Raw genomic sequence first — 19,938 nt, 5'->3', positions numbered from 1 at the left:
GAGTGTCTTTCAACAGATAGCTGCAGATAAGACCGGCGGATTGTAACAATAGTTCATCAACAAGCAAATTAATTTGCCTTGCCTGAAAAATAGATACAGACAAAGCTTATGCCGAAAACCCGCCATCAATCATCAAACTCGCACCTGTAATGTAGCCAGCTTCAGGACCCGCGATAAAAGCGACAAAACTGGCAATCTCTTCGGCTTTACCAAAGCGACCCAGAGCACCCATCGCCTTGATTGGCTCAGATGAATCACCGTTATCAGGGTTCATATCGGTATCCACAGGGCCTGGCTGAATGTTGTTCACCGTAATGGCTCTTGGACCTAAATCCCGTGCTAACCCTTTGGCCAAACCGACTAATGCCGATTTACTCATGCCGTAAATCGCACCACCTACAAACGGAATACGCTCAGCGTTGGTGCTACCGATATTGATGATGCGGCCGCCGTCATTCATGTGTAGCGCCGCTTCTTGGCTCGCCACAAACACACTGCGCACGTTAGTGTTAATTGTTCGTTCCCAGTCTTCTAACGTCAGATTTTCGATGCTATCCCAAATCAGCGTGCCCGCATTATTAACCACTATATCTAAGCGACCGAAATGCGCTTTTGTCTCGCGAATCGCACGACGGATTGCCTCTGGCTCTGTGCTATCAGCCTTAATGGCAATGGCTTGACCACCCTGCGATATAACTTCATCCACCAGCAATTGTGACTGCGCCTCAGAAGACACATAGGTAAAGGCAACCGCTGCGCCGTCACTCGCTAAACGCTTAACAATGGCGGCACCGATACCACGACTACCACCTTGTACAAAAGCCACTTTACCTTGCAGATTATTTGACGATTTCATAGTTAGCTCACTCAATAGGGATAAAAAATTTATGGTATAGAAAACGTTACTTATCAATCATAAATTAACCATTGACCAGTTATTAACGCTCATTTTCATACTGTGGTAGTAGCTTACGCGATTCACTTTCCATGATTAAGTCACCAAAATGACCATCACTAAGTCCTTCAAGGAATTAATTGCCGTGATAAATAATCAATTTGTTGAGATACGCCATTTCGTCACAGTTGCACAACTCGGCAGTTTTACCTTAGCGGCGCAGGCGTTAGGCATGACTGGTTCGGCACTCAGTAAAAGCATAGTGCGATTAGAAACCCGCTTAGGTACTAAGCTGCTGCACCGCACCACAAGGCGGGTGAGCTTAACCAATGATGGCGATTCATACCTCACAGATTGCCAAAATGCTATGGCAATCCTAGACAATGCACAGAGCCGACTCGGCAGCGAACAGCAAATTCCCTCAGGTCGAGTGCGAGTGGATTTACCCGTCACATTTGGGCGGCGATATATACTGCCAACCCTATTATCACTATCGCAAAAATATCCCAAGCTCGAGTTATCTATCACCTTCAACGATAGAATGACCGACTTATTCAGTGACGGCATTGATTTGGCGGTGCGTGTCGGACAACTCGGCGACACTGTGGATTTAGTCGCCCGTAGATTAGGAGAACAACGCCGAGTAATCTGCGCATCTCCCGCCTATTTCGCTCGACTTGGTACGCCACAAGACAAAGCAGATCTCAGCCAGCACCAATGCATTGTCGGCTGGCCGCTTGGGCAGCAACATCGCTGGTTACTTAAAAATGAGGATGGGATTATCGAGGCTTATGACATTCCAGTACGCCACGAAATCGCTGATTGCGAAGCCATTTTAGCGGCCACACTGGCGGGAGTGGGTTTAGCGCAAGTGCCTATATGGTTGGTTGAGGACTATCTTAAAACTGGTGAACTTATCTCGGTACTGGACGAACTCGCCAGTGACGACACACCCATCCACTTGATTTGGCTTAAAACCCCTTACCTCCAACCCAAGCTACGGGTGATCATCGAAGAACTGGTCGACTTAGCGAAAGCGCCCAAAAGCAGATTTAAGGCAGGATAAGTAAAAGGCCTCGACTAAGCGCGACCTTTCACTTTGGGACTAACGGCTATTTATTTTGATGTACAGATTGGTCATAGAGAGTGATCGCTTTGCTGAGCGCGTCAAAATCCGCCGAACACAAATACCGCTTTAAGCTTTCAAACTTTTCGGCAGGCCAATCGTAGATTTTTAACGCCAGTAACTCAGTAATGACGTCTTTATCAAACCGATACTTGATTAATTTCGCAGGTGATCCCGCCACAATACTGTAGGGTTCGATATTTTGAGTGACTACACTATTTGCGGCAACAACCGCACCTTCACCTATCGTCACCCCAGGCATCAGCATACATCTCATACCTAACCAAGCCCCATCACCAATATGAGTATCGCCTTTGCCTACATAGGCCTCCTCGATGAAATCCATAAAGGGATATAAACAAAACCAATCCGCTCTATGCGTATGATTTCCGCCCATTAAGATCACAACATCGGCGGCGATACACACATAGTTCCCGATATAAAGTTTATCGATAGGCCACTTAGGCTCCCACTCACGGCTCACTTCATCACCATGAAGATATCTCACTGCGGATCCCTCAAAGCCAGCATCCCAGCAATCACTGTAATAGCTATGTAGGCCTTTGACTATTATATTGGGATTGGTGACCACCTCATGCAATAACTGAACTTTTGACCAATGCTTGTTCTGCATTGTAAATCCTCTTTATAAACAAAATAATAAATATAAGACATCATGTTATGAGAAGTTTCACATTAGAATAGTCAGTGAATATGCGGTTGTTTTAGCAGAGGAATGAGTTTCATATAAAAGTCATAAGTGGGTATCAAAAAGAAAATAGCCCATAACGCTGAAATATCGACATGAGCTATGCCGGCCGACATGTTAACCACCATAGCCCGCCGCTGCAAAGCTATGATGGTTAGTTAAGTCACACGCTTAGACAATGACTTGAGGGTGAAAAACATTTTAATCGTAAAAATATCCCACTTTTTTGCCGCGCAATAAAATCTAATCAATCATATTTACCTTTATATAAATCTTGAACCATTGTTTGATATAGCCCTGATTTCTGTATTTTTTCAAAGCCAGAATCATACTTTTCTACAAAAGCTTCGACATTAGGGTAATTTTTAGAAAACATGAGGAAGGAGAAATTTTCATCATACGCTAAAGGGTGTATTTGAATTTTAGCTTGTTCTTCAGCAGATAAATCGCGTATCAGTTTCCGCCCCACGGCTTCATTTACAAGGAACGCGTCAAAACGTTTAGCAAGTAGCATCTTGATTCCCTGTGGGTATTCGTTTAACTCTTGAACTTTAACTCCTATCTCAGTCAGTGCTTTAACATAGTAATCGGCTCGGTTGCACCCGATAGTAAATTGTTTAAGATCACTCATGATCTTCCAATCAAACTGACTATCAATTCGTTCAATAAATACGCTGCGAGAAACGATTATCGGTTTCTTACTGAACAGATATTGGGCTTTACGATCTTCTTGAATGGACCAACCGGGTGACGCGAGAAAATACCCATTACCGGTTTCGACTTCAATACGAGCCCAAGGTTTGAACTCGAATTTTGCGGTAATTCCTTCCTGCTCAAAAGCGATTGTGACCACATCGTTTAAAAAACCCAATCCTTTCAATTTAGCGCCAGCATACGGAGACCATTCTCCGCTACCGATAAGAACATCTTGGTTTGCAGCCGAAACAAAGGCACTCATAGTTAAAATCAGGAACAGCAGAAACTTACTCATCAATTTCTCCTAAAATATTCCAACTTTCTTTTTATTCACTTAGAAACTAAGTCAAACCACCAGCGAGCTAACCCTAACAAGATGTTTTTATATCATTAATGAATCACCATATTTTTCAAAAAGATAATCGGTAGTCCTATAGAGATAAGGCTCAAGTTTAGTTGAGCCAGTCAAAAACACAAAAAGATAGGCGAATCCTTTTGCTCGAAAGTCGCATAAAACAGGATTACAGCTTATTTTCCGCCATGATTCTCGCTATGCATAAGCAGGTAATCTCATGGGCGTAATGACACAAAACTTGACCTATCAAATGATAATCAATATCATTACAGCATTATTAATATTCTTGCCTATACCGTATGACGTCGGTCAATATTTCTTCTCCTATCAATAACCTATATAGAGATAACCAGTTTTGGCTACGCGGCTGGCTATACTCACGCGTGGGTTGTTCAGAAACAGCGGCCGACCTAGCCCAAGATACATTTCTACGTTTGTTAAAAACCGGAAATTTACCGCCTTCAGGCGAATCTCGGCGTTTTTTAACCCGCATTGCCAAAGGATTGATGATTGACGCTTATCGTCGGCAGAAGATTGAAGAAGCCTACCTAGAAAGTTTGAGCTTGATGCCAGAAACATTCATACCTGGGCCAGAGATCCATCATGTCATCATTGAAACACTCGCTGAAATTGCCGTTATGCTCGATAACTTGCCGGATAATGTGCGCTTGACGCTGTTACTGCGCCAGATAGAGGGTTTAAGCTATGCCGACATTGCTAAGCAGCTATCAGTCTCTGTTTCATCGGTAGAAAAGTACGTTGCGCGAGGCTTAGCGGCCTGCTGCCTCGCGCTGGAATCCTATTAGTCATGCCTGCCAATCAATCTGGGGCCGAGAATATCGGGCAGGAAAACAACTGCGATGCCATTGAAGCGGCGGCTGGCTGGATGGCACGTCTGTTGGCGGATGACGCTACCGAGCAGGATAGTATTAACTGCCAACAATGGCGTGACCAAAGTTCACTTCACGAACAAGCATGGCAACGCATGTGCCAGATCACTGGCAAGTTCGCCTCCTTACCTAAGGGTACAGGCATCCAAGTACTTGAAAAAGTTAGCCAGTCCGTCGTATCACGTCGGCGTTTCCTCAATGTTTTAGCGCTGGCAGGGATTGGCGTCACCGCGACTTGGCTTGGCGCGTCACAGACTCGACTTGGCCGGAGTCTGCAGGCTCAATACCGCACCGGCGCAGACGAAACTCGCACCTTTACTCTTGAAGATGGCACCCGCTTAACACTAAACATAGATACTGCGGTGGATGTGGATTTCTCCGCCGAGAAGCGGCAAATACAACTCCATCAAGGAGAGATTTTGATCAAAACGGGTCATGAATCTCCCCGTCGCCAATTCTTAGTCACCACTCACTTTGGCCAACTAATCGCGTTAGGTACTGAGTTCTGCATCCGCCAATACGAACACTATGCCCGTGTAGCCGTAATCGAGGGCGCAGTAGAAGCTTATGCTGCCAGTGGTGTTAAGCCACAACGAGTAGATGCAGGCCAACAAACTCGGTTTGATAAGACAATGATTGCGCCTCCTGAACCGCTACAAAACGCAGCGATAAGTTGGCGCCATGGCAAGCTAGTGGCAGAAGGGATGCGGGTAGCAGATTTTATCGAGGAGATCGGCCGCTATCGACCCGGCTTCACGCTATACGATAGTGCTGTGGCCAATTTGACCATCAGCGGCGTATTTTCTCTGCAAGATACCGACCTTGCCCTACAAAGCCTTGCAAGCAGCCTGTCAGTAGAACTGCAATATCGCACCGCTTACTGGGTCAAAGTGATCCCAGCCCGCTAAAACCTTAACGCTGAAAATTATTTTCAAAAATTTTTACGGGTTTTGCGATCTCGTTCGGAATAGTAGATAGAACCTATTAACTTTCCCCCTTGGGACTCTCTATGCATTCCGTTGAATTTGGCCGTTCGCGACCAAAAAAATACCGCGCTAACTACTTGTCCCTTATGGGCCTGAGTTTCACCGTCATCTTAAGCATTACAGCACCACAGCCATCACTGGCTCAAACTGTCGATGTTGATGCTAGACAAATCAACAAGCTACAACATTATCAGATTAAGGCGGGCACGCTCGATGCTGTACTCAACAGCTTTGCTCTGGCCGCGAATATTGATCTGTCGATATCTTCAGCACTCACTCGGGGTAAAACCAGCTTAGGGCTAGAGGGACAATACTCGATTGAAGCAGGCTTGCAAAAGATACTGGCGGGGACGGGTTTACAGGTCACATCGCGCCTTGAAGGGCAATATATTCTCGGCAAGGCGACCGCGGCAATAGTGTTGGCACCCATAACTGTTATCAGCGCTGCGGGTTATGAACAGGATATCAAAAATGCGCCAGCGAGCATTAGTGTGCTTTCAGGCAAGGATCTAGAGCAACGCAAATTTAATTCACTACAAGATATCGCGCGGGAAATTCCCGGAGTCAATGTTATTGGCTCTGGCGCACAGAGCGGAATATCCATACGCGGTATGGAGAAGGGTTATACGTTAGTGCTCGTTGACGGCAAGCGGGTACGCTCGGACACGGGAAATCCGCGAGGATTGAACAACGAAGATCTCGATAGCAATTTTATCCCTCCCGTTGCGTCGATTGAGCGCGTCGAAGTGGTTCGTGGACCTATGAGTTCTCTCTACGGTAGCGATGCAATGGGCGGCATCATCAATATCATTACCAAAAAAACACCCGAACATTGGAGTGCTAGCGCGGGCTATAGTTTGCGCGTGCCAGACAGCAGCGCTATGGGGAATCAAAACCAACAGGATATCTATATTTCGGGGCCGCTGGTTAAAGATCTACTTGGTGCTTCCATTTGGGGAAATCAAGCCGTACAGGACGAAGACAAATATTACGGTGGATATCAGGAGTCGACTAAGAAAACGCTTGGCAGTAAGTTACGGATCACGCCTCATCGTGACCACGAAGTCATCCTTGACTACTCAAAGGCGAGTCAGCGCTACATTGGCAATCCTGGCGGCGTGCTACTGCCTAATGCCAGAGGTAGCATTGACCGCGAATGGACCCGAGATGCATGGAGCATTGCCTACAATGCCTTGTTCGATCTTGGCGAACTAGAACTGAAATACTATGAAGAAGATTATGAAAGACTGACTTATCCTGCTGCAGCTGATTTCACTACAGGATCAACAAACAAAGTCAGCGATGCACGCTTCATTACAGGTGTGGATAGCCATACTCTGACTTTCGGTGGTCAATGGACTAACGACAAACTAACTAACGGTGATTTAGGCAATGGCTCTCCCCGAAGCTTTGGCACCCGCTCTGTCAGCGATTTCAGTATTTTTGCAGAAGACGAATGGGAGCTGCTCGCAGATAAACTTTATCTCACCCTTGGTGCGCGACTAACGGACAACGAATTTTTTGGTCATCATGTCTCACCTAGAGCATATCTTGTTTTCAATCATAACGATCACTGGACTTTCAAAGGGGGCATCGCCACTGGCTACAAGAGCCCGAAGATTGACCAGATTGATAACACCACAGGCTCTCAACGCGGCGGCGGTACGAGTCAGTTTGTCATTGTTGGTAATCCGGACTTAGAGCCAGAACAAAGCACGAATTATGAAATCGGCGCGCTTTACACTAAAGATGACACGCTAAATATCGGCGCAACGCTATTTTTCAATGACTTTTCCAACAAAATCCTCAACACCAACACCTTCTATTTCGACGATGGTAACGGTGGATATATTCCAGCCTATTGCATTTCAGGTGACGTTGGCACCAAAGACTGCCCAGCTTGGGCCACTTGGCTAAATGCCAAGGGAGCACAGATCCGCGGTGTCGAACTTGAAGGTCACTGGGACATGACTGATACCTTGGCGCTCAAAACGAGTTACACCTATACCGATTCACGAATTGACGCAGACAACGTGATCATCAATACCCCCGCGGGTCCACGCCCTTTCGGTGACACCTTGGCATTGCTGGACGGAAATTCACTCGTCGGTATCCCAAATCATAACGGCTCAATTACGCTCGACTACCAACCTACAGAGGCGCTCTCGGCATTCCTGAGAGGTAATTATGAGGGCGAAATTACCCGAGTCAGCTTCGAACGCAACACGGTCGATAAGAGTGACAAGGATTTGATCACGCTGGACGCAGGTCTGAACTATTCGCTGAACCGCTTTATTAGCTTCAACGTCGGGATAGACAACATCACCGACGCTACACGATTTAAAGTGAATAACGATACTGGGGCCTACCGCTATTCAGAGCGCGGACGTAGCTATTTCGTTAGCGTTAAGACGCAATTCTGAATATGGGCCTACATATCATGCTCGAAAAAGACTCAAGATTATCCCATCAATCGAAGCGCAGCAATCAAAGCGCCGTTAGCAAATGGCTATTCACCACTGGGATGGTGACACACTCAATCGCCATCTGTTTATTGTGCTATTTATCCAGTGCCCAACTTGTTAATACAACAGGAGCTCTGCTTTACCACATGGGCATGCCATGGACGGATGCCGTGGTCGTCACTAGTATGCTGGGGTTTATCTACTTAGTGCTCATTCTATTGTGGGCATTTTCCCGTAACGGCGTCCTGCGAACTTGGCTGAATGTAAGCAGCCTGACGAGTTTTAGTATCTTCATGGCTTGGATAATTGGAGCATTAGCATGAAAGATGGATTCCGTACTCAGATGAGTCTCCTGCACACTTGGGCAGGATTGATATTAAGCGGCTTGCTGTTCGCCATTTTCTGGACCGGCACGCTGTCAGTATTCGATAAAGAAATCGATCGCTGGATGATGCCACACACTCGAATCCACATGGATACAGCAAGGCCATTATCGGTAGACCGCGAGATCATACCTTTACTGGCAGAGCGAGCTGAGGGGGCAAAAGCTTGGACTATAGTGTTACCCGCTGAGCGCAGACCTTTTTTGACATTGGCTTATGATTCTGCAAAGTCACACATAGCACAGCGAAATAGTTTCCACCCGATCACGCTCGAACCGCTTCCGGCTCCAAACACCCGAGGAGCGAGTAACTTTATTTACCCCTTCCATCATAATTTAACCTTACGCCAAAACAACATTGGCGCCCTAATGGTTGGTATTGCGAGCATCGGTATGCTTTGCCTGTTAATTTCCGGCATAGTCATACACCGTAGAATATTTGCCGATTTCTTTACCCTTAGGCTGCTTCGTGGCTTTGGCAGAGCCAATCTCGATATTCATAACCTCACAGGCGTTGTGCTGCTGCCTTTCACTATCGTCATCACCTTGTCTGGGCTAATGATTGCGCACTTGATCTATTTCCCCAAGGCGCCCGATGCCGTTTTCGCACAGCTCAACCCACCATCCGTGACGCAGGAACGACCCAAATCCAAAGTAAGAGAAGCTTCACGCAAACGTGAGCAAGATGTTAGCAGTGAAAATGAAGACGAAATTACCGATGCCAGAGAAGGTTCACGCAATAGTCCTGCACGGAGCCGTTTTATCGCCGAATCACAGGGGCGTGTTAGACCACAAGCAATAGGCCAACCCGCCAATGTTGCCGCAATTGATCCTATGATTGCGGTGACCGAAAGCGAGCTAGGTCAAGGGGCTGTCTATATGATTCGGGTTAGCAATCCTGGAGATGCAGGTGGTGTCGTCGCACTCAGGCTAAATGGCGATAACAGCGTATCTCAGAATATTGATAATAGGAGATTTTCTACCGCCACTGGAGAGGAACTAGCACATTTCAACTCATCCTCGACGACCAATGTATTTAACTTTATTGCTGGTATGCATTACATCAAATTTAAACACTGGCCACTGCGCTGGCTTTATTTTATCGCAGGGCTGGGTGCTTGCGCGTTAATCGCCACTGGCCTACTGCATTGGACTCAGGCACGTAACCAAAAGCAAGGCAGCACTGGCTTCAATGTGTCTTTTATGAATGCACATAACATCGCTGCGATCACTGGCATTATTTCTGCGACCGGGGCTTTTTTAGTGGTCAATCGCTTGCTCAATAATAGAGAACAATTTGCAGGTATCTCCAGCCGCGATTTAGAGGTATATGCCTTCTTTGGTGTATGGCTAGCTTGCTTACTTCATGCGTTGATCAGAGTGTTTTTGAACAAACAGCATGGTTACCGAAAGGCTTGGGCAGAACAATGCAGGGCGATTGCTCTGATTGCTATCTCAGCTGTGGGACTGAACTGGATAACCACAGGCGACCATCTGCTTAAGACCCTATTCACCCATACCTATTGGCCCGTTGCGACCCTAGATTTAGTGCTTGTTACTAGTGCAGTGATGGCCATTTACGCAGCGCGGAAACTATCAGTCATCCGTGAGAGTTAGATGTTAAAAGGAGAGGATTAATGCCTAAAGACCTGCTGTTAGTCGCCATATTTAGCACGGCCTACCTCAGCTTTGCTTTGTTCGCCCTGAGCCAAGTACGGCATTGGCGCGTTGTTTTCGATAAGGCGCTACCCACTCAAAGGGAGGTGTTGCTCCTACGCAGCCTAGGCATCTTGATGCTAAGCATATCTTTAGCACTGTCGCTGGTGCGCGACGGTGTCAGCTTTGGCAGCCTGCTCTGGATAACAATGATTGGCATGGCTGCACTTGCCATCGCTTTAACCTTAGCTTGGCGACCTCGCTGGTTACGGCCTGCAGGTAAATTATTCTCCTTCACTTACCCAGATACAGGGCGAGTTAACCATAAAATGAATCAAGTTAAAGGTTGATAAAATTGATGATATTGAAAGCCGTTTTACTCTCATTGGCACTACTTACTTTACCACTCACCGGTTGGGCGCAGGAAAATGCCAGTGCCGATAACAGCCAAGCCACGTTACCGCTCAACACTGAGACTCATGCCATTGAGCAATTGTCTTCAGTACCTGAAACGGTAGTTTCGGGTGTGCAACAGCCAACGGAGGAAGCTTCCGCTACAGATGTGTTAGCAACATCGACTTGGTGGAACGATGCCCTCGCGCTGCTGGAGACGGGCGGCACAGTAGTGGTGATATTGCTGCTGATGTCATTGGTTGCGATGACGATTGTGCTGATGAAACTTATCCAGTTTCAACGAGCCGGACTGTGGCAACGTAAACCCGCAAGGCAGGCATTAGCGCTATGGCAACAAGGCAAGCAGGAAGAAGCATTACAGCTTGCTGCAGTAAGCCGCAATCCCACAGCACAGGCAATGGCACAAGCAATTCGTGGCATCACACGCCAACTGCCTGAATCTTTAGTCCGCGAAGAAGTACTGCGTTATGGCTGTAATGCGCTATTTCAGTTAAGACGCGGATTGCGCCCGCTAGAGGTCATAGGTTCATTATCACCACTACTGGGATTACTGGGCACGGTAATGGGTATGATCGCAGCCTTCCAACAACTCCAAGCGGCGGGTAATAAAGTGAATCCGGCGATTCTATCGGGCGGGATCTGGGAAGCCTTGCTCACCACAGCGGTCGGTTTGTGTGTCGCTATCCCAGTGGTGGCATTGCTGAACTATCTGGAGCGGCGCGTCGATCACCTCGCACATGAAATGGATAACTTAGTGACGCAACTGTTTACCCCAGAGTTATCAGCGACCAGCACTTATCAAGCGCCAAGCACTGTGGTTACACCACTCACAGCCAGTAACAAACAGGCACGCCATGCAAGCGCCATTTAGTCAACGACCAAGACTCACGGCTCATCCTTCAAAACGTAAAGCGGTGATTAGCTTAACGCCACTCATTGATGTGGTGTTTATCCTATTGGTGTTTTTTATGCTGTCTTCCAGTTTTCTAGACTGGCGTACTGTGGCGCTCGATACCAGCACGGCAGGTAGCCCCGCTCCCGCTGAGCAAGCGCCATTTTTAGTACAAATTAGCGCAGACCAACTACAACTAAACGGCGAAACGATCACACTGGAAGCATTACAGCAAAAAGCACAAGGGCGCCAGCCTGCAAGCCAAATGGTGAGCCTACAGCCGCAGGCGGATACTCCAGTACAAAGGTTAGTGCAGGTATTAGATGCACTTAATGCCGCAGGGATTGCGCCGCTAACACTGGTAGAAGACTCCAATTGGCAACCCGCTACTGCGACGAAAGCGGACGGCAATAATATGGAGAACAGCCACTAATGCATTTTCCTGAACGTCGGCCAGACCAAACCGAAGAACGTATTTTGCCGCTGATTAATGTGGTGTTCTTGCTGTTAATCTTTTTTATGATCGCAGGTAGCCTTTCAGTGACAGCGCCGTTTGATGTCACTCTACCGGTCTCGCAAAGTGATGGCGTAGATGAACCGGATGCCGTGCTCATCCTAATAAGCCATGAAAACAAGCTCGCACTCGATAATGAACCGATTACGGAAGCAGAACTGTTAGCACGCATCAATATGCTGCTGTCCGCCGAGCCAGAAACCCAAGTCACGCTGAAAGTTGATGGTGAGTTATCGGGAAACCAGCTCGTACATTTTACCCAAGCCTTGTATGGCGTAGGCGTTAAAAAGCTGCGTTTATTAACTGAGCTGGGGGCCAAATGACAGACCAAGAGTTCGCGCCGAACATAGCGCAATGCGGCATAGCTTTGCTGTTAGCGGCTTTTTTGCACATAGCCTTAACGGCTGCAGTGTTTTGGTCACCAGCAGTAATAACGCCAACGGGTCAGGCTAAAGCGGTTGGCAACGGAGGGATTGAAATTTCCTTAGGGCCTGCAGGTAGCGCAGTGAGTGCTATGCCACAAACGACGGCGCCAGTAGCTGAGCAAAAATCTGAGCCCATTAAAGAGCAACTCGATAAACCAGCACGACTGCCACCCATAACAAAGAAAGCAACTCCCACACTAAGTACCAAACCTAAACCCATAGCGCCAACGCCTCAACATAAGCTAACAACTCAGTCCGAGGTGAATGAGCAGCATAGCAGTCCAACCGAAACCCCATCGCCGACAGCGTTAGCAGCGTCTGCCAACGAAGTAGGTCAAAACGGTGAAGGTCATTCTGCAGAACAGAATAAGGCGGCTAGCGGCGATAACATGACTGGCGGAGGTTTGCTTGGCGATACCCAGGACTACACTGCGACTTTATTAGCTTGGTTAGAGCAACATAAGGAATATCCGCGTACGGCACGTAATCGACGACAGCAAGGCACAGTAATGCTGTATTTTGTGTTAGATCGTCAAGGCAGAGTCAGCGCGAGTCGAATTGAGCAAAGTTCGGGCTATCAAACATTAGATGCAGAAGCACTAAAAATGTTGGAGCGAGCCCAGCCCTTACCTGCCATACCCGATACAATGCCAAACGAGACGTTAGAACTTGTTGTGCCAGTGCAGTTTTTCTTACGTTAAGCTGCGCCGTGAAATGGGACATCCAGCGGACAAACTTATCGATATGGTCATCATATTTAATGAGTGCCTTGCTTGTTTGTCTGAGCAATCATGTAAATAGGTATAAACCCTATTTCATCGCGGCTTTTACGTAGACATCGAAACGGTTTTTCTTAGTTTCGATAACAGTATTTGGCTTAACCCCATCCAAATCTTCGGCATAATCTGGGCGCTTAACGACGACACGTTTAGTTGCTAAGGCTAAAGCGGGAGCTAGTAGACCATCGGCGTCTAAATCGGCACCAACTAAGGATTGGAATACACGCATTTCTTTTTTAACGAGGGCCGATTTATCGCGGTGGGGATACATAGGGTCGAGGTACACCACATCCACCTCTAGTGCCAATTTCGATAGGGCTTCGAGGCTCGAACCATGGAACAGGCGCATCCGCTCACGCATCCAATCGCCGATTTCAGCATCTTGATAGGCGCGGCGCAGGCCGTCTTCAAGCAATGCCGCAACCACAGGATGACGTTCAACCATAGTTACAGTGCAACCAAGGCTTGCGAGCACAAACGCATCGCGTCCTAAACCCGCAGTGCCATCAACCACACTTGGCATTACCCCTTGCTTTAATCCCACGGCTTTAGCGATGGATTGGCCGCGACCACCACCGAACTTACGTCTATGGGCGACGGCACCAGTCACAAAGTCCACCACTATGCCATCGAGCTTAGGCTCATCGCGTTTATGCAGTGATAAAGTATCTGATTCAAAACGCAATTCAAAGGTCGCATTCGCATCGTAGACGAGTTGCCAACGTGCACAAATATCCACAAGTGTTGGGTATTGCTGATTGAAAAAAATCGGGGTCACAGGCTGTCTTCTAACCAACGAAAATGATGGCCATTATGCCTAAAAATCTGGTTTATGAATATGCCAGTCAGCAAATCACATCACCAAACTCATCACTATCTTAGTCAACTTGTCGCAGTGCACCCTTAAAGATTCAAACAGGCATCACACTGTAATACACTGATTTATAAAGACAGTAATCTATTTGTATAACAATTAAGTGATTTATGTTATATGTTATATCCCCAGTCAACCTGCGTGACTTCCGTATGGGATAAGGACTCTTTTTGCTTCAATGGCTGAAAGGTTTTTTGTTTATTAGAGATCGAGACTTTTTAAATCCTGATAGAACAATATTAAAAACCAGCTTATTGCGGATCATTCTGCTCAGTGGCGCGATGTTGACCGCTAGCATAGTGCTGCATAGCTCTTTAATTGCGTATCAGTTAAACCTCGCTTTCATTATCTGCATTACGGTCAGTTTTTTAACCGTACTCTTCTTAACTTTATGGTTTACCCGCAAATATTTACTCGCCAGCTCAATTAGCCTGCTGGCCATGGTGATTGCCGCCTGTATTTCTATACTCTTGTTTATCCCAGACTTTAACTTATCCCAGGCAGGGATTACCTTCTTATATACTCTTCCCTTAATGGCGCTTTTTCTATTTGGCAGAAAAGTAGCCGTTATCATGATGTTTTTTAATGTATTGCCTTTTTTACTGCTGCTGCGCAACCAAAATATTCCCCCGATTATTGATATTGATATCAGTCTGCCTGCAACCCACGCTTATCTGAATGGCTTGCTGTTTGTCTTTTTTAATATCTGTATTCCTTTGTCGGCGATGCGCCTGCTAAAAACCCAGAAAGTCCATGCGCAGCAAATGATCCAGCATCAAAATGATCTGCAACGTACCTTAGATCAATATGCTGAAATCTTTGAAAATAATGGTACCGCGTCCTTCTTCTGTAATGAGGACGGCGTGATCCTCAACCTGAATAATGCGGCCAAAGAAATCGCCGGAGAGGTCACACTAAACCGCACTCGCCTATGTGACATTTTTGAACTTACCGAAGATACCAGCACAAATTTACTGGCGGCCGCGTTTCCGACCCATTTAAAGAACAATAACAGTATTAAATATCTGCTGCAGAAAGCCTCATTAGAGCACCATGACACTTTGTTGTTTCACTGCCACGATGTCACAGAACAGGCAAACCATGCGATTGAACTAAGCCGACTTAAAAAGCACCATATCAGCACACATTTCTATGATTTAGTGACCGGATTACCCAACGAGAATCACTGGTATAACCCAGCCCCAAGTACGATCCATTTGGATATGACAGTCGCCTTAGTCAAAATTGATAATCTGAGTCAAATCAATGCGGCATTCGGTATCAGCGTCGGGGATGCCATCCTAAAAGCCTTTGCGACCGAACTCAAAAATCGCTTTGGGCATCACGCAAAAATATACCGGTTTAGGGGAGCCTCGTTTGCGCTTGAGTTTACCAGTCTGCCGCTGATCTCCCCCGAAAACCTCGCGCTACAATTACGCGAGCGTATTCCAACAAACCTGCAGCTCAAACAAGAACAACAGATTGAATATCATCTCGAGTGCCGAGTCGGTTGCAGTTCGGGCAATAAGGCCTCACCGCAGCAAGCCGCAGAGCAATGTTTAATTGCCATAAAACAAACCACCCAAGCTAGCCCAGTAATGGTGTATTACATTGGTTTAATTAATAATCTTCTCGAAGCCTCATCACAGAAAGCCAGAATTCGTGACGCATTAAAACATAATCGCCTTGAAATGTGGCTCCAGCCTAAAGTGATGGCCGATGGCCACATTATTAGCTTTGAAGCGCTAGCCAGAATGTTTGACGAAGACGGCACTATGATCATGCCGAACACGTTTATCCCCATCATAGAGTCATCTCAATTGCAGGCGATTTTTGCGATAAAAGTCTTCAGGCAATTACTACAACTGATCCGTTCTTGGCCTAAAAATGTGCCTCTGGTTAGGATTGCCTTTAATTTATCTGGGCAAGATATTCTGTCGGATCGCTTCTTTAAAGTGTTGATCCAAACCTATATGAATCATCCTCAACTCATCCCATTGTTGGAAATTGAAATTACTGAAACCTCTGTATTTTCAACCCATAAAGAAACGGGCCGACGCCTAAACACCTTAGCTCGCATGGGGGTTTCTATCGCCATTGACGATTTTGGCACTGGCCATGCGTCATTAAGCCAGCTCATTGATATCAGTGCCGACACAATTAAAATCGACCGTTACTTTGTCAGTCAAATGGGCATTAGTGAACGCCATACCCAAATTGTTAACGCCGCCATCCTGTTAGCCAATAGCTTAAAACTCAACGTCATTGCCGAAGGTATCGAAACCGAAGCCCAGTTATTGCAACTCACAGCGTTAGGATGTGAACAATTTCAAGGCTATCTATTTGGCAAACCCGCACCTGCGAATCTATGGCTGAAAACCTTTCAAATGCAAACCCCCACACACTGGTTTGCTAATAAACAGAGCGCCAACTGAGGCATTAAATTTACGCCTACAAGCATCGCAGGTATAATTAGCGACTGGCATTTGCCTCTCTTTGCTTTGTTTGCAAATTACTAGGATCCCCCATGTTAAGTTACCGCCATGGTTATCACGCTGGCAATTATGCCGATGTGTTGAAACACGCCATCTTGCTTCAAACCTTGCAGCTGATGCACAAGAAAGACAAACCACTCGTGTATATCGATACCCATGCGGGTGCGGGTGGTTATGCTTTAAGCGATGAATTTGCACAAAAAACCGGTGAATACCTCGAAGGTGTAGCTAAGCTTTGGGATAAAACTGATCTGCCGCAATCGCTGCAGGACTATGTCGCCGCTGTACGTCATTTTAATGAAGAAAATCCTGACGAACTCAACTTCTACCCAGGTTCGCCCGCCATTATAGATATGGAATTAGGGCCTAAAGATCGCATGGTACTGCACGAGCTGCACAGCACTGATTATGTGTTGCTGGACGATTATTTTTGCGAAGACAGACAAGTTAAAGTAATCAAAGGTGATGGTTTAAAAGGCCTTATCGCCGCAGTGCCACCCTTAGAGCGCCGCGCTCTGGTGCTTGTCGATCCTAGCTACGAGATGAAAACCGATTACCAAGATGTAGCCGAAACCCTGATCAAAGCGCATAAACGTTTTGCTACGGGCGTGTTTATGCTCTGGTATCCCGTGGTAAATCGCGCTCAGACCGAAGGCATGTTATCGCGTCTCGCCAGCAGTGGCATTAAACGTCAGCTGAGAATTGAGCAGGCGATTAAACCCGATTCGGATGAGTTTGGCATGACAGCGGCAGGGTTATGGATCATTAATCCGCCTTGGCAGTTAGATGAAATCGCAACCGAATTAATGGATTACTTAGGTAAGACGCTCGGACAAGCGGACGGTAATATCACAGTAAAATGGGAAGTCGGCGAATAACCTTCTACTCAAATGGCGGCGATGATCTCAGGTTTTCGCCGCTTGATTTAAGTTCACAAAGTCTACAGCTAAACGCCCTTCTGCTCGCGATAACGCTTCAATAGAATTTTAACACGCTCAACATAAGCTTGGGTTTCAGGATAGGGCGGAATGCCATTGTACTGCACCACAGTTGTCGGCCCCGCATTGTAGGCCGCGCAAGCCAAGGCCACATCCCCGTTAAACTGTTTTAGCATTTGCGCCAGATACTTACTGCCACCTAAGATATTTTCTTCGGGTAAAAACGCATTTGCTACACCCATTTCTTTGGCCGTTTCAGGCATTAATTGCATTAATCCCATCGCGCCAGTACGCGACAATGCACGCGCATTGAAGGCTGATTCTGCGTGGATCACGGCGCGGATCAAGGCGGGGTCGAGTTGATGTTTATGGGCAGCACGGGTGATCAGGGCATCGTAATTGGCGGTAAATAAACGGATACCATTCCAATCTATAGTCGAGTCGGGGCGACAGGCGAAACAGTCATACAACAGAATTTGATATGGGTTATTGGCAGGGGCTTTGTCGGTAAATACAGTGACACCATTGGCTTGTTGGTATTGATAAATCTTGAGTTTTTCTAAGCCTTCACGGCTGACTATGCCGCTCTCTGAATATCTGGCAACGATACGCGGCTTAGCTTTAACGCTCGCCTCCTCCGCTTTTATACTCGTCATCAGACTCGATATCAGCCATAAACACAGACCCAACACGGCAAGGCGGCGAGGCGATAAAAAGGCCGCTGCCATTTGTGTACGAGTCGGTGCTGAGCGAGTGAGCAACATCAAAGTCCCGTGTGCTGATTAAGTTTAAGTACTTCAATAATAGCAAAGAGTTGCTTCATCTCTCGGTTTATCTGACTAAATTCTGCTGAAAAGGTCGCGCCATTAAAAATGGACTGCATTTGAAAACGCGTTCTGCGATTTGGTAGGAACATAATCAACTTATTGCGAAAGAAAGCGCATTGAATATTTCCGCCAAAATGCTTAGCAAGTTCCTGTAAGCGCTCCATAAATGCCGTATTGAGCAAATAGCGAGACTCCACTTGATCCGTTGAAAACACGTCGAACTCTTTTTCAAATTGCGGATCTTCAAGTTTGACTCGCACTAGTCCAGCATGGCTGTCGGACAGGAAATTCGCTAAACCACCGCGATCCCTCAGCACCACAGTGTGGCCGATAAACGCTTTATGGCTACTCAGCTCAACCACTAAGCCACTAAACTGGGTTTCGGTGCGGGTAACGGTTCTGCGCCTATTGGTGCTGGCATCCAGTTCTTCGACTTGCACATTCTTGGTCAAGGTGAGCTCATTAATCGTCAACTCAACGCCTTTATAGCGGCCTTGAATATAGTCGCCGAAATTGACTTTATCGTATTGCGGCAACACTTTAGCCGCAACAAGTCGATTCATATCGAGGCGCATTTCACGGCTATAAACAAAATCATCACCGAAATATTTAAACATCAGTGGATAAATATCCCGCTGAACCAAATGTTTAAAATCTCGAGTCGGCGCAAAGCTCCACCAGCTCAACCCAACTAAGGCAAGCAAGGGTAAAGGCGGGAAATACGCGCGACCACTGTAGTAGCCAATAACGGTGAGCAAGCTCAGCCCAAGCACTATCATTAAACTCAAATATAAACGTTTACGCGCCGCCTTAAGACAGGCCACACGCTTATTTTCATATTTACGACTAATGGGGGCGAGGTGTTCTTCGTAATACGCTTCGAGTTGAGGAAGTTCATCCAAATCCGCAGACAAACCAACATGACCCCGATAAGTTTGAATCGGGCTACCTAAAATGAAGGTTAAAATATTCATATTGATATCATAGTATTGCAGGGTGATAGCTCACCCTGCACAGCTAGGCTTACAAGTATTCGGCCGCATCTATGGGCGCTTTTGCCGCTTCGCTCCCTTCATAAAAAGGCATAACTTTAATACTCGCCATTGAAGCGATAATCGAGCCAGGGAAGATTTCAACAGCAGTATTCAGCTCTGACACTGCCGAATTATAGAAACGTCTCGCAGCGGAGATATGCGCTTCGACTTCGTTATAGGTCTGCATCGCCTGCAGCATAGTGTTGTCGGACTTGAGCTCAGGATAGTTCTCCACATTCACCATCAAGGCGCCCATTTTGTCGTTCAACTGCTCAGCCTGAACTAAATGCTCTTTAACGGCACTCGGATCAGCCTTGTTATAATTACGGCTAAGCTGAGTACGTAATTCGGTGATTTCAGTGAGCAACGACTTTTCATGATCCATAAATCGTTTAGCGATTTTTAGAATATTAGGCACAAGATCGGCACGCTTAGTAAGTTGTACATCAATACCCGACAGGGCCTCGAGTGCGGTATTGCGCTTTTTGACTAAGCTGACGTACCAAAGATAGGTCACGATAAAAATCAGCGTTAATCCCAATAACAATTTTTCCATCTTCCATCCTTAGGTTTCTTATTCTTGTTA

Annotated in this window: 20 protein-coding genes; 13 read left to right on the top strand and 7 right to left on the bottom strand. The window is 46.6% G+C overall.

The genetic code is table 11. From position 1 onward, the window contains the following. Positions 1-106 precede the first annotated feature (106 nt). A complete protein-coding gene (locus Q4Q50_RS03260; protein ID WP_311898357.1) occupies positions 107-856 on the bottom strand; it encodes a 3-oxoacyl-ACP reductase family protein in 750 nt (249 codons plus the stop codon). Between the two features lie 184 nt (positions 857-1,040). Here Q4Q50_RS03260 and Q4Q50_RS03255 point away from each other — a divergent pair, with 184 nt between their 5' ends. Continuing rightward, complete coding sequence (locus tag Q4Q50_RS03255) at positions 1,041-1,961, top strand: LysR family transcriptional regulator (RefSeq protein WP_311898355.1); 921 nt, start codon at positions 1,041-1,043, stop codon at positions 1,959-1,961. A gap of 46 nt (positions 1,962-2,007) precedes the next feature. Here the strand turns inward: Q4Q50_RS03255 and Q4Q50_RS03250 are convergent, their stop codons facing one another. Beyond that, positions 2,008-2,655 (bottom strand): CatB-related O-acetyltransferase, encoded by a 648-nt coding sequence (locus Q4Q50_RS03250; protein WP_311898353.1) that lies wholly within the window; start codon positions 2,653-2,655, stop codon positions 2,008-2,010. 322 nt (positions 2,656-2,977) lie between these two features. After that, positions 2,978-3,721, bottom strand: a complete 744-nt coding sequence (locus Q4Q50_RS03245) for a substrate-binding periplasmic protein (protein WP_311898352.1) — start codon at positions 3,719-3,721, stop codon at positions 2,978-2,980. A gap of 359 nt (positions 3,722-4,080) precedes the next feature. On the opposite strand from Q4Q50_RS03245, the gene Q4Q50_RS03240 reads away from it, so the two are divergent. The 10 genes from Q4Q50_RS03240 to Q4Q50_RS03195 all read left to right on the top strand — a co-directional run bounded on the left by Q4Q50_RS03240 (position 4,081) and on the right by Q4Q50_RS03195 (position 13,106). Further along, the gene (locus Q4Q50_RS03240) at positions 4,081-4,587 is read left to right on the top strand and encodes a sigma-70 family RNA polymerase sigma factor (protein WP_012090589.1); all 507 of its coding nucleotides are present in this window, start codon (positions 4,081-4,083) and stop codon (positions 4,585-4,587) included. A gap of 2 nt (positions 4,588-4,589) precedes the next feature. Next, on the top strand, positions 4,590-5,579 hold the full coding sequence (locus tag Q4Q50_RS03235) for a FecR domain-containing protein (protein ID WP_311898350.1): 990 nt from the start codon (positions 4,590-4,592) through the stop codon (positions 5,577-5,579). A gap of 101 nt (positions 5,580-5,680) precedes the next feature. Beyond that, positions 5,681-8,080, top strand: a complete 2,400-nt coding sequence (locus Q4Q50_RS03230; protein ID WP_311898348.1) for a TonB-dependent receptor domain-containing protein — start codon at positions 5,681-5,683, stop codon at positions 8,078-8,080. A gap of 2 nt (positions 8,081-8,082) precedes the next feature. Further along, positions 8,083-8,445, top strand: a complete 363-nt coding sequence (locus tag Q4Q50_RS03225) for a hypothetical protein (protein ID WP_311898346.1) — start codon at positions 8,083-8,085, stop codon at positions 8,443-8,445. Beyond that, positions 8,442-10,121, top strand: coding sequence for a PepSY-associated TM helix domain-containing protein (locus Q4Q50_RS03220; protein WP_311898344.1), 1,680 nt, complete (start codon positions 8,442-8,444; stop codon positions 10,119-10,121). The genes Q4Q50_RS03225 and Q4Q50_RS03220 overlap by 4 nt, the downstream gene beginning before the upstream one ends. A 20-nt stretch (positions 10,122-10,141) precedes the next feature. Then, positions 10,142-10,510, top strand: a complete 369-nt coding sequence (locus Q4Q50_RS03215) for a DUF3325 domain-containing protein (protein WP_259542453.1) — start codon at positions 10,142-10,144, stop codon at positions 10,508-10,510. Between the two features lie 8 nt (positions 10,511-10,518). After that, positions 10,519-11,445, top strand: a complete 927-nt coding sequence (locus tag Q4Q50_RS03210; RefSeq protein ID WP_311898490.1) for a MotA/TolQ/ExbB proton channel family protein — start codon at positions 10,519-10,521, stop codon at positions 11,443-11,445. Next, positions 11,429-11,899, top strand: a complete 471-nt coding sequence (locus Q4Q50_RS03205; protein ID WP_311898342.1) for an ExbD/TolR family protein — start codon at positions 11,429-11,431, stop codon at positions 11,897-11,899. Before Q4Q50_RS03210 ends, Q4Q50_RS03205 begins: the two co-directional genes overlap by 17 nt. Then, the gene (locus tag Q4Q50_RS03200; protein WP_311898340.1) at positions 11,899-12,303 is read left to right on the top strand and encodes an ExbD/TolR family protein; all 405 of its coding nucleotides are present in this window, start codon (positions 11,899-11,901) and stop codon (positions 12,301-12,303) included. Before Q4Q50_RS03205 ends, Q4Q50_RS03200 begins: the two co-directional genes overlap by 1 nt. Then, positions 12,300-13,106, top strand: a complete 807-nt coding sequence (locus Q4Q50_RS03195) for a TonB family protein (protein ID WP_311898338.1) — start codon at positions 12,300-12,302, stop codon at positions 13,104-13,106. Before Q4Q50_RS03200 ends, Q4Q50_RS03195 begins: the two co-directional genes overlap by 4 nt. A gap of 109 nt (positions 13,107-13,215) precedes the next feature. Here the strand turns inward: Q4Q50_RS03195 and Q4Q50_RS03190 are convergent, their stop codons facing one another. Next, a complete protein-coding gene (locus Q4Q50_RS03190) occupies positions 13,216-13,962 on the bottom strand; it encodes a class I SAM-dependent methyltransferase (protein ID WP_012588899.1) in 747 nt (248 codons plus the stop codon). A gap of 266 nt (positions 13,963-14,228) precedes the next feature. Between Q4Q50_RS03190 and Q4Q50_RS03185 the strand changes: the two genes are divergently transcribed. Both Q4Q50_RS03185 and Q4Q50_RS03180 read left to right on the top strand, forming a co-directional pair. Then, positions 14,229-16,493: a GGDEF domain-containing phosphodiesterase gene (locus Q4Q50_RS03185; protein WP_311898336.1), complete on the top strand. Its 2,265-nt coding sequence runs from the start codon at positions 14,229-14,231 to the stop codon at positions 16,491-16,493. A gap of 92 nt (positions 16,494-16,585) precedes the next feature. Then, positions 16,586-17,431 carry a 23S rRNA (adenine(2030)-N(6))-methyltransferase RlmJ gene (locus tag Q4Q50_RS03180; protein ID WP_006079458.1) on the top strand — a complete coding sequence of 282 codons (846 nt, stop codon included), beginning with the start codon at positions 16,586-16,588 and terminating at the stop codon, positions 17,429-17,431. A 68-nt stretch (positions 17,432-17,499) separates the two neighbouring features. On the opposite strand, the gene Q4Q50_RS03175 is transcribed toward Q4Q50_RS03180, so the two are convergent. The 3 genes from Q4Q50_RS03175 to Q4Q50_RS03165 are packed head-to-tail and all read right to left on the bottom strand — an operon-like array spanning position 17,500 to position 19,908. Further along, a complete protein-coding gene (locus Q4Q50_RS03175; protein ID WP_259582098.1) occupies positions 17,500-18,255 on the bottom strand; it encodes a lytic transglycosylase domain-containing protein in 756 nt (251 codons plus the stop codon). Continuing rightward, positions 18,255-19,292 carry a DUF3137 domain-containing protein gene (locus tag Q4Q50_RS03170; RefSeq protein WP_311898334.1) on the bottom strand — a complete coding sequence of 346 codons (1,038 nt, stop codon included), beginning with the start codon at positions 19,290-19,292 and terminating at the stop codon, positions 18,255-18,257. Before Q4Q50_RS03170 ends, Q4Q50_RS03175 begins: the two co-directional genes overlap by 1 nt. Positions 19,293-19,341: 49 nt before the next feature. Further along, positions 19,342-19,908 (bottom strand): LemA family protein, encoded by a 567-nt coding sequence (locus Q4Q50_RS03165; protein WP_006084661.1) that lies wholly within the window; start codon positions 19,906-19,908, stop codon positions 19,342-19,344. Positions 19,909-19,938 lie beyond the last annotated feature (30 nt).

This window comes from Shewanella scandinavica (assembly GCF_031932065.1).
GTDB classification, from domain to species: domain Bacteria; phylum Pseudomonadota; class Gammaproteobacteria; order Enterobacterales; family Shewanellaceae; genus Shewanella; species Shewanella baltica.
Note: the sequence above shows the minus strand (reverse complement) of the source record. Positions and strands in the feature narration are given on the sequence as shown.

Bases quoted from the DNA above. Each gene is read 5' to 3' on its own strand.
- Q4Q50_RS03260 (WP_311898357.1), bottom strand. From the start codon at position 856: ATGAAATCGTCAAATAATCTGCAAGGTAAAGTGGCTTTTGTACAAGGT.
- Q4Q50_RS03250 (WP_311898353.1), bottom strand. From the start codon at position 2,655: ATGCAGAACAAGCATTGGTCAAAAGTTCAGTTATTGCATGAGGTGGTC.
- Q4Q50_RS03245 (WP_311898352.1), bottom strand. From the start codon at position 3,721: ATGAGTAAGTTTCTGCTGTTCCTGATTTTAACTATGAGTGCCTTTGTT.
- Q4Q50_RS03240 (WP_012090589.1), top strand. From the start codon at position 4,081: ATGACGTCGGTCAATATTTCTTCTCCTATCAATAACCTATATAGAGAT.
- Q4Q50_RS03235 (WP_311898350.1), top strand. From the start codon at position 4,590: ATGCCTGCCAATCAATCTGGGGCCGAGAATATCGGGCAGGAAAACAAC.
- Q4Q50_RS03230 (WP_311898348.1), top strand. From the start codon at position 5,681: ATGCATTCCGTTGAATTTGGCCGTTCGCGACCAAAAAAATACCGCGCT.
- Q4Q50_RS03225 (WP_311898346.1), top strand. From the start codon at position 8,083: ATGGGCCTACATATCATGCTCGAAAAAGACTCAAGATTATCCCATCAA.
- Q4Q50_RS03220 (WP_311898344.1), top strand. From the start codon at position 8,442: ATGAAAGATGGATTCCGTACTCAGATGAGTCTCCTGCACACTTGGGCA.
- Q4Q50_RS03215 (WP_259542453.1), top strand. From the start codon at position 10,142: ATGCCTAAAGACCTGCTGTTAGTCGCCATATTTAGCACGGCCTACCTC.
- Q4Q50_RS03210 (WP_311898490.1), top strand. From the start codon at position 10,519: ATGATATTGAAAGCCGTTTTACTCTCATTGGCACTACTTACTTTACCA.
- Q4Q50_RS03205 (WP_311898342.1), top strand. From the start codon at position 11,429: ATGCAAGCGCCATTTAGTCAACGACCAAGACTCACGGCTCATCCTTCA.
- Q4Q50_RS03200 (WP_311898340.1), top strand. From the start codon at position 11,899: ATGCATTTTCCTGAACGTCGGCCAGACCAAACCGAAGAACGTATTTTG.
- Q4Q50_RS03195 (WP_311898338.1), top strand. From the start codon at position 12,300: ATGACAGACCAAGAGTTCGCGCCGAACATAGCGCAATGCGGCATAGCT.
- Q4Q50_RS03180 (WP_006079458.1), top strand. From the start codon at position 16,586: ATGTTAAGTTACCGCCATGGTTATCACGCTGGCAATTATGCCGATGTG.
- Q4Q50_RS03175 (WP_259582098.1), bottom strand. From the start codon at position 18,255: ATGTTGCTCACTCGCTCAGCACCGACTCGTACACAAATGGCAGCGGCC.
- Q4Q50_RS03170 (WP_311898334.1), bottom strand. From the start codon at position 19,292: ATGAATATTTTAACCTTCATTTTAGGTAGCCCGATTCAAACTTATCGG.
- Q4Q50_RS03165 (WP_006084661.1), bottom strand. From the start codon at position 19,908: ATGGAAAAATTGTTATTGGGATTAACGCTGATTTTTATCGTGACCTAT.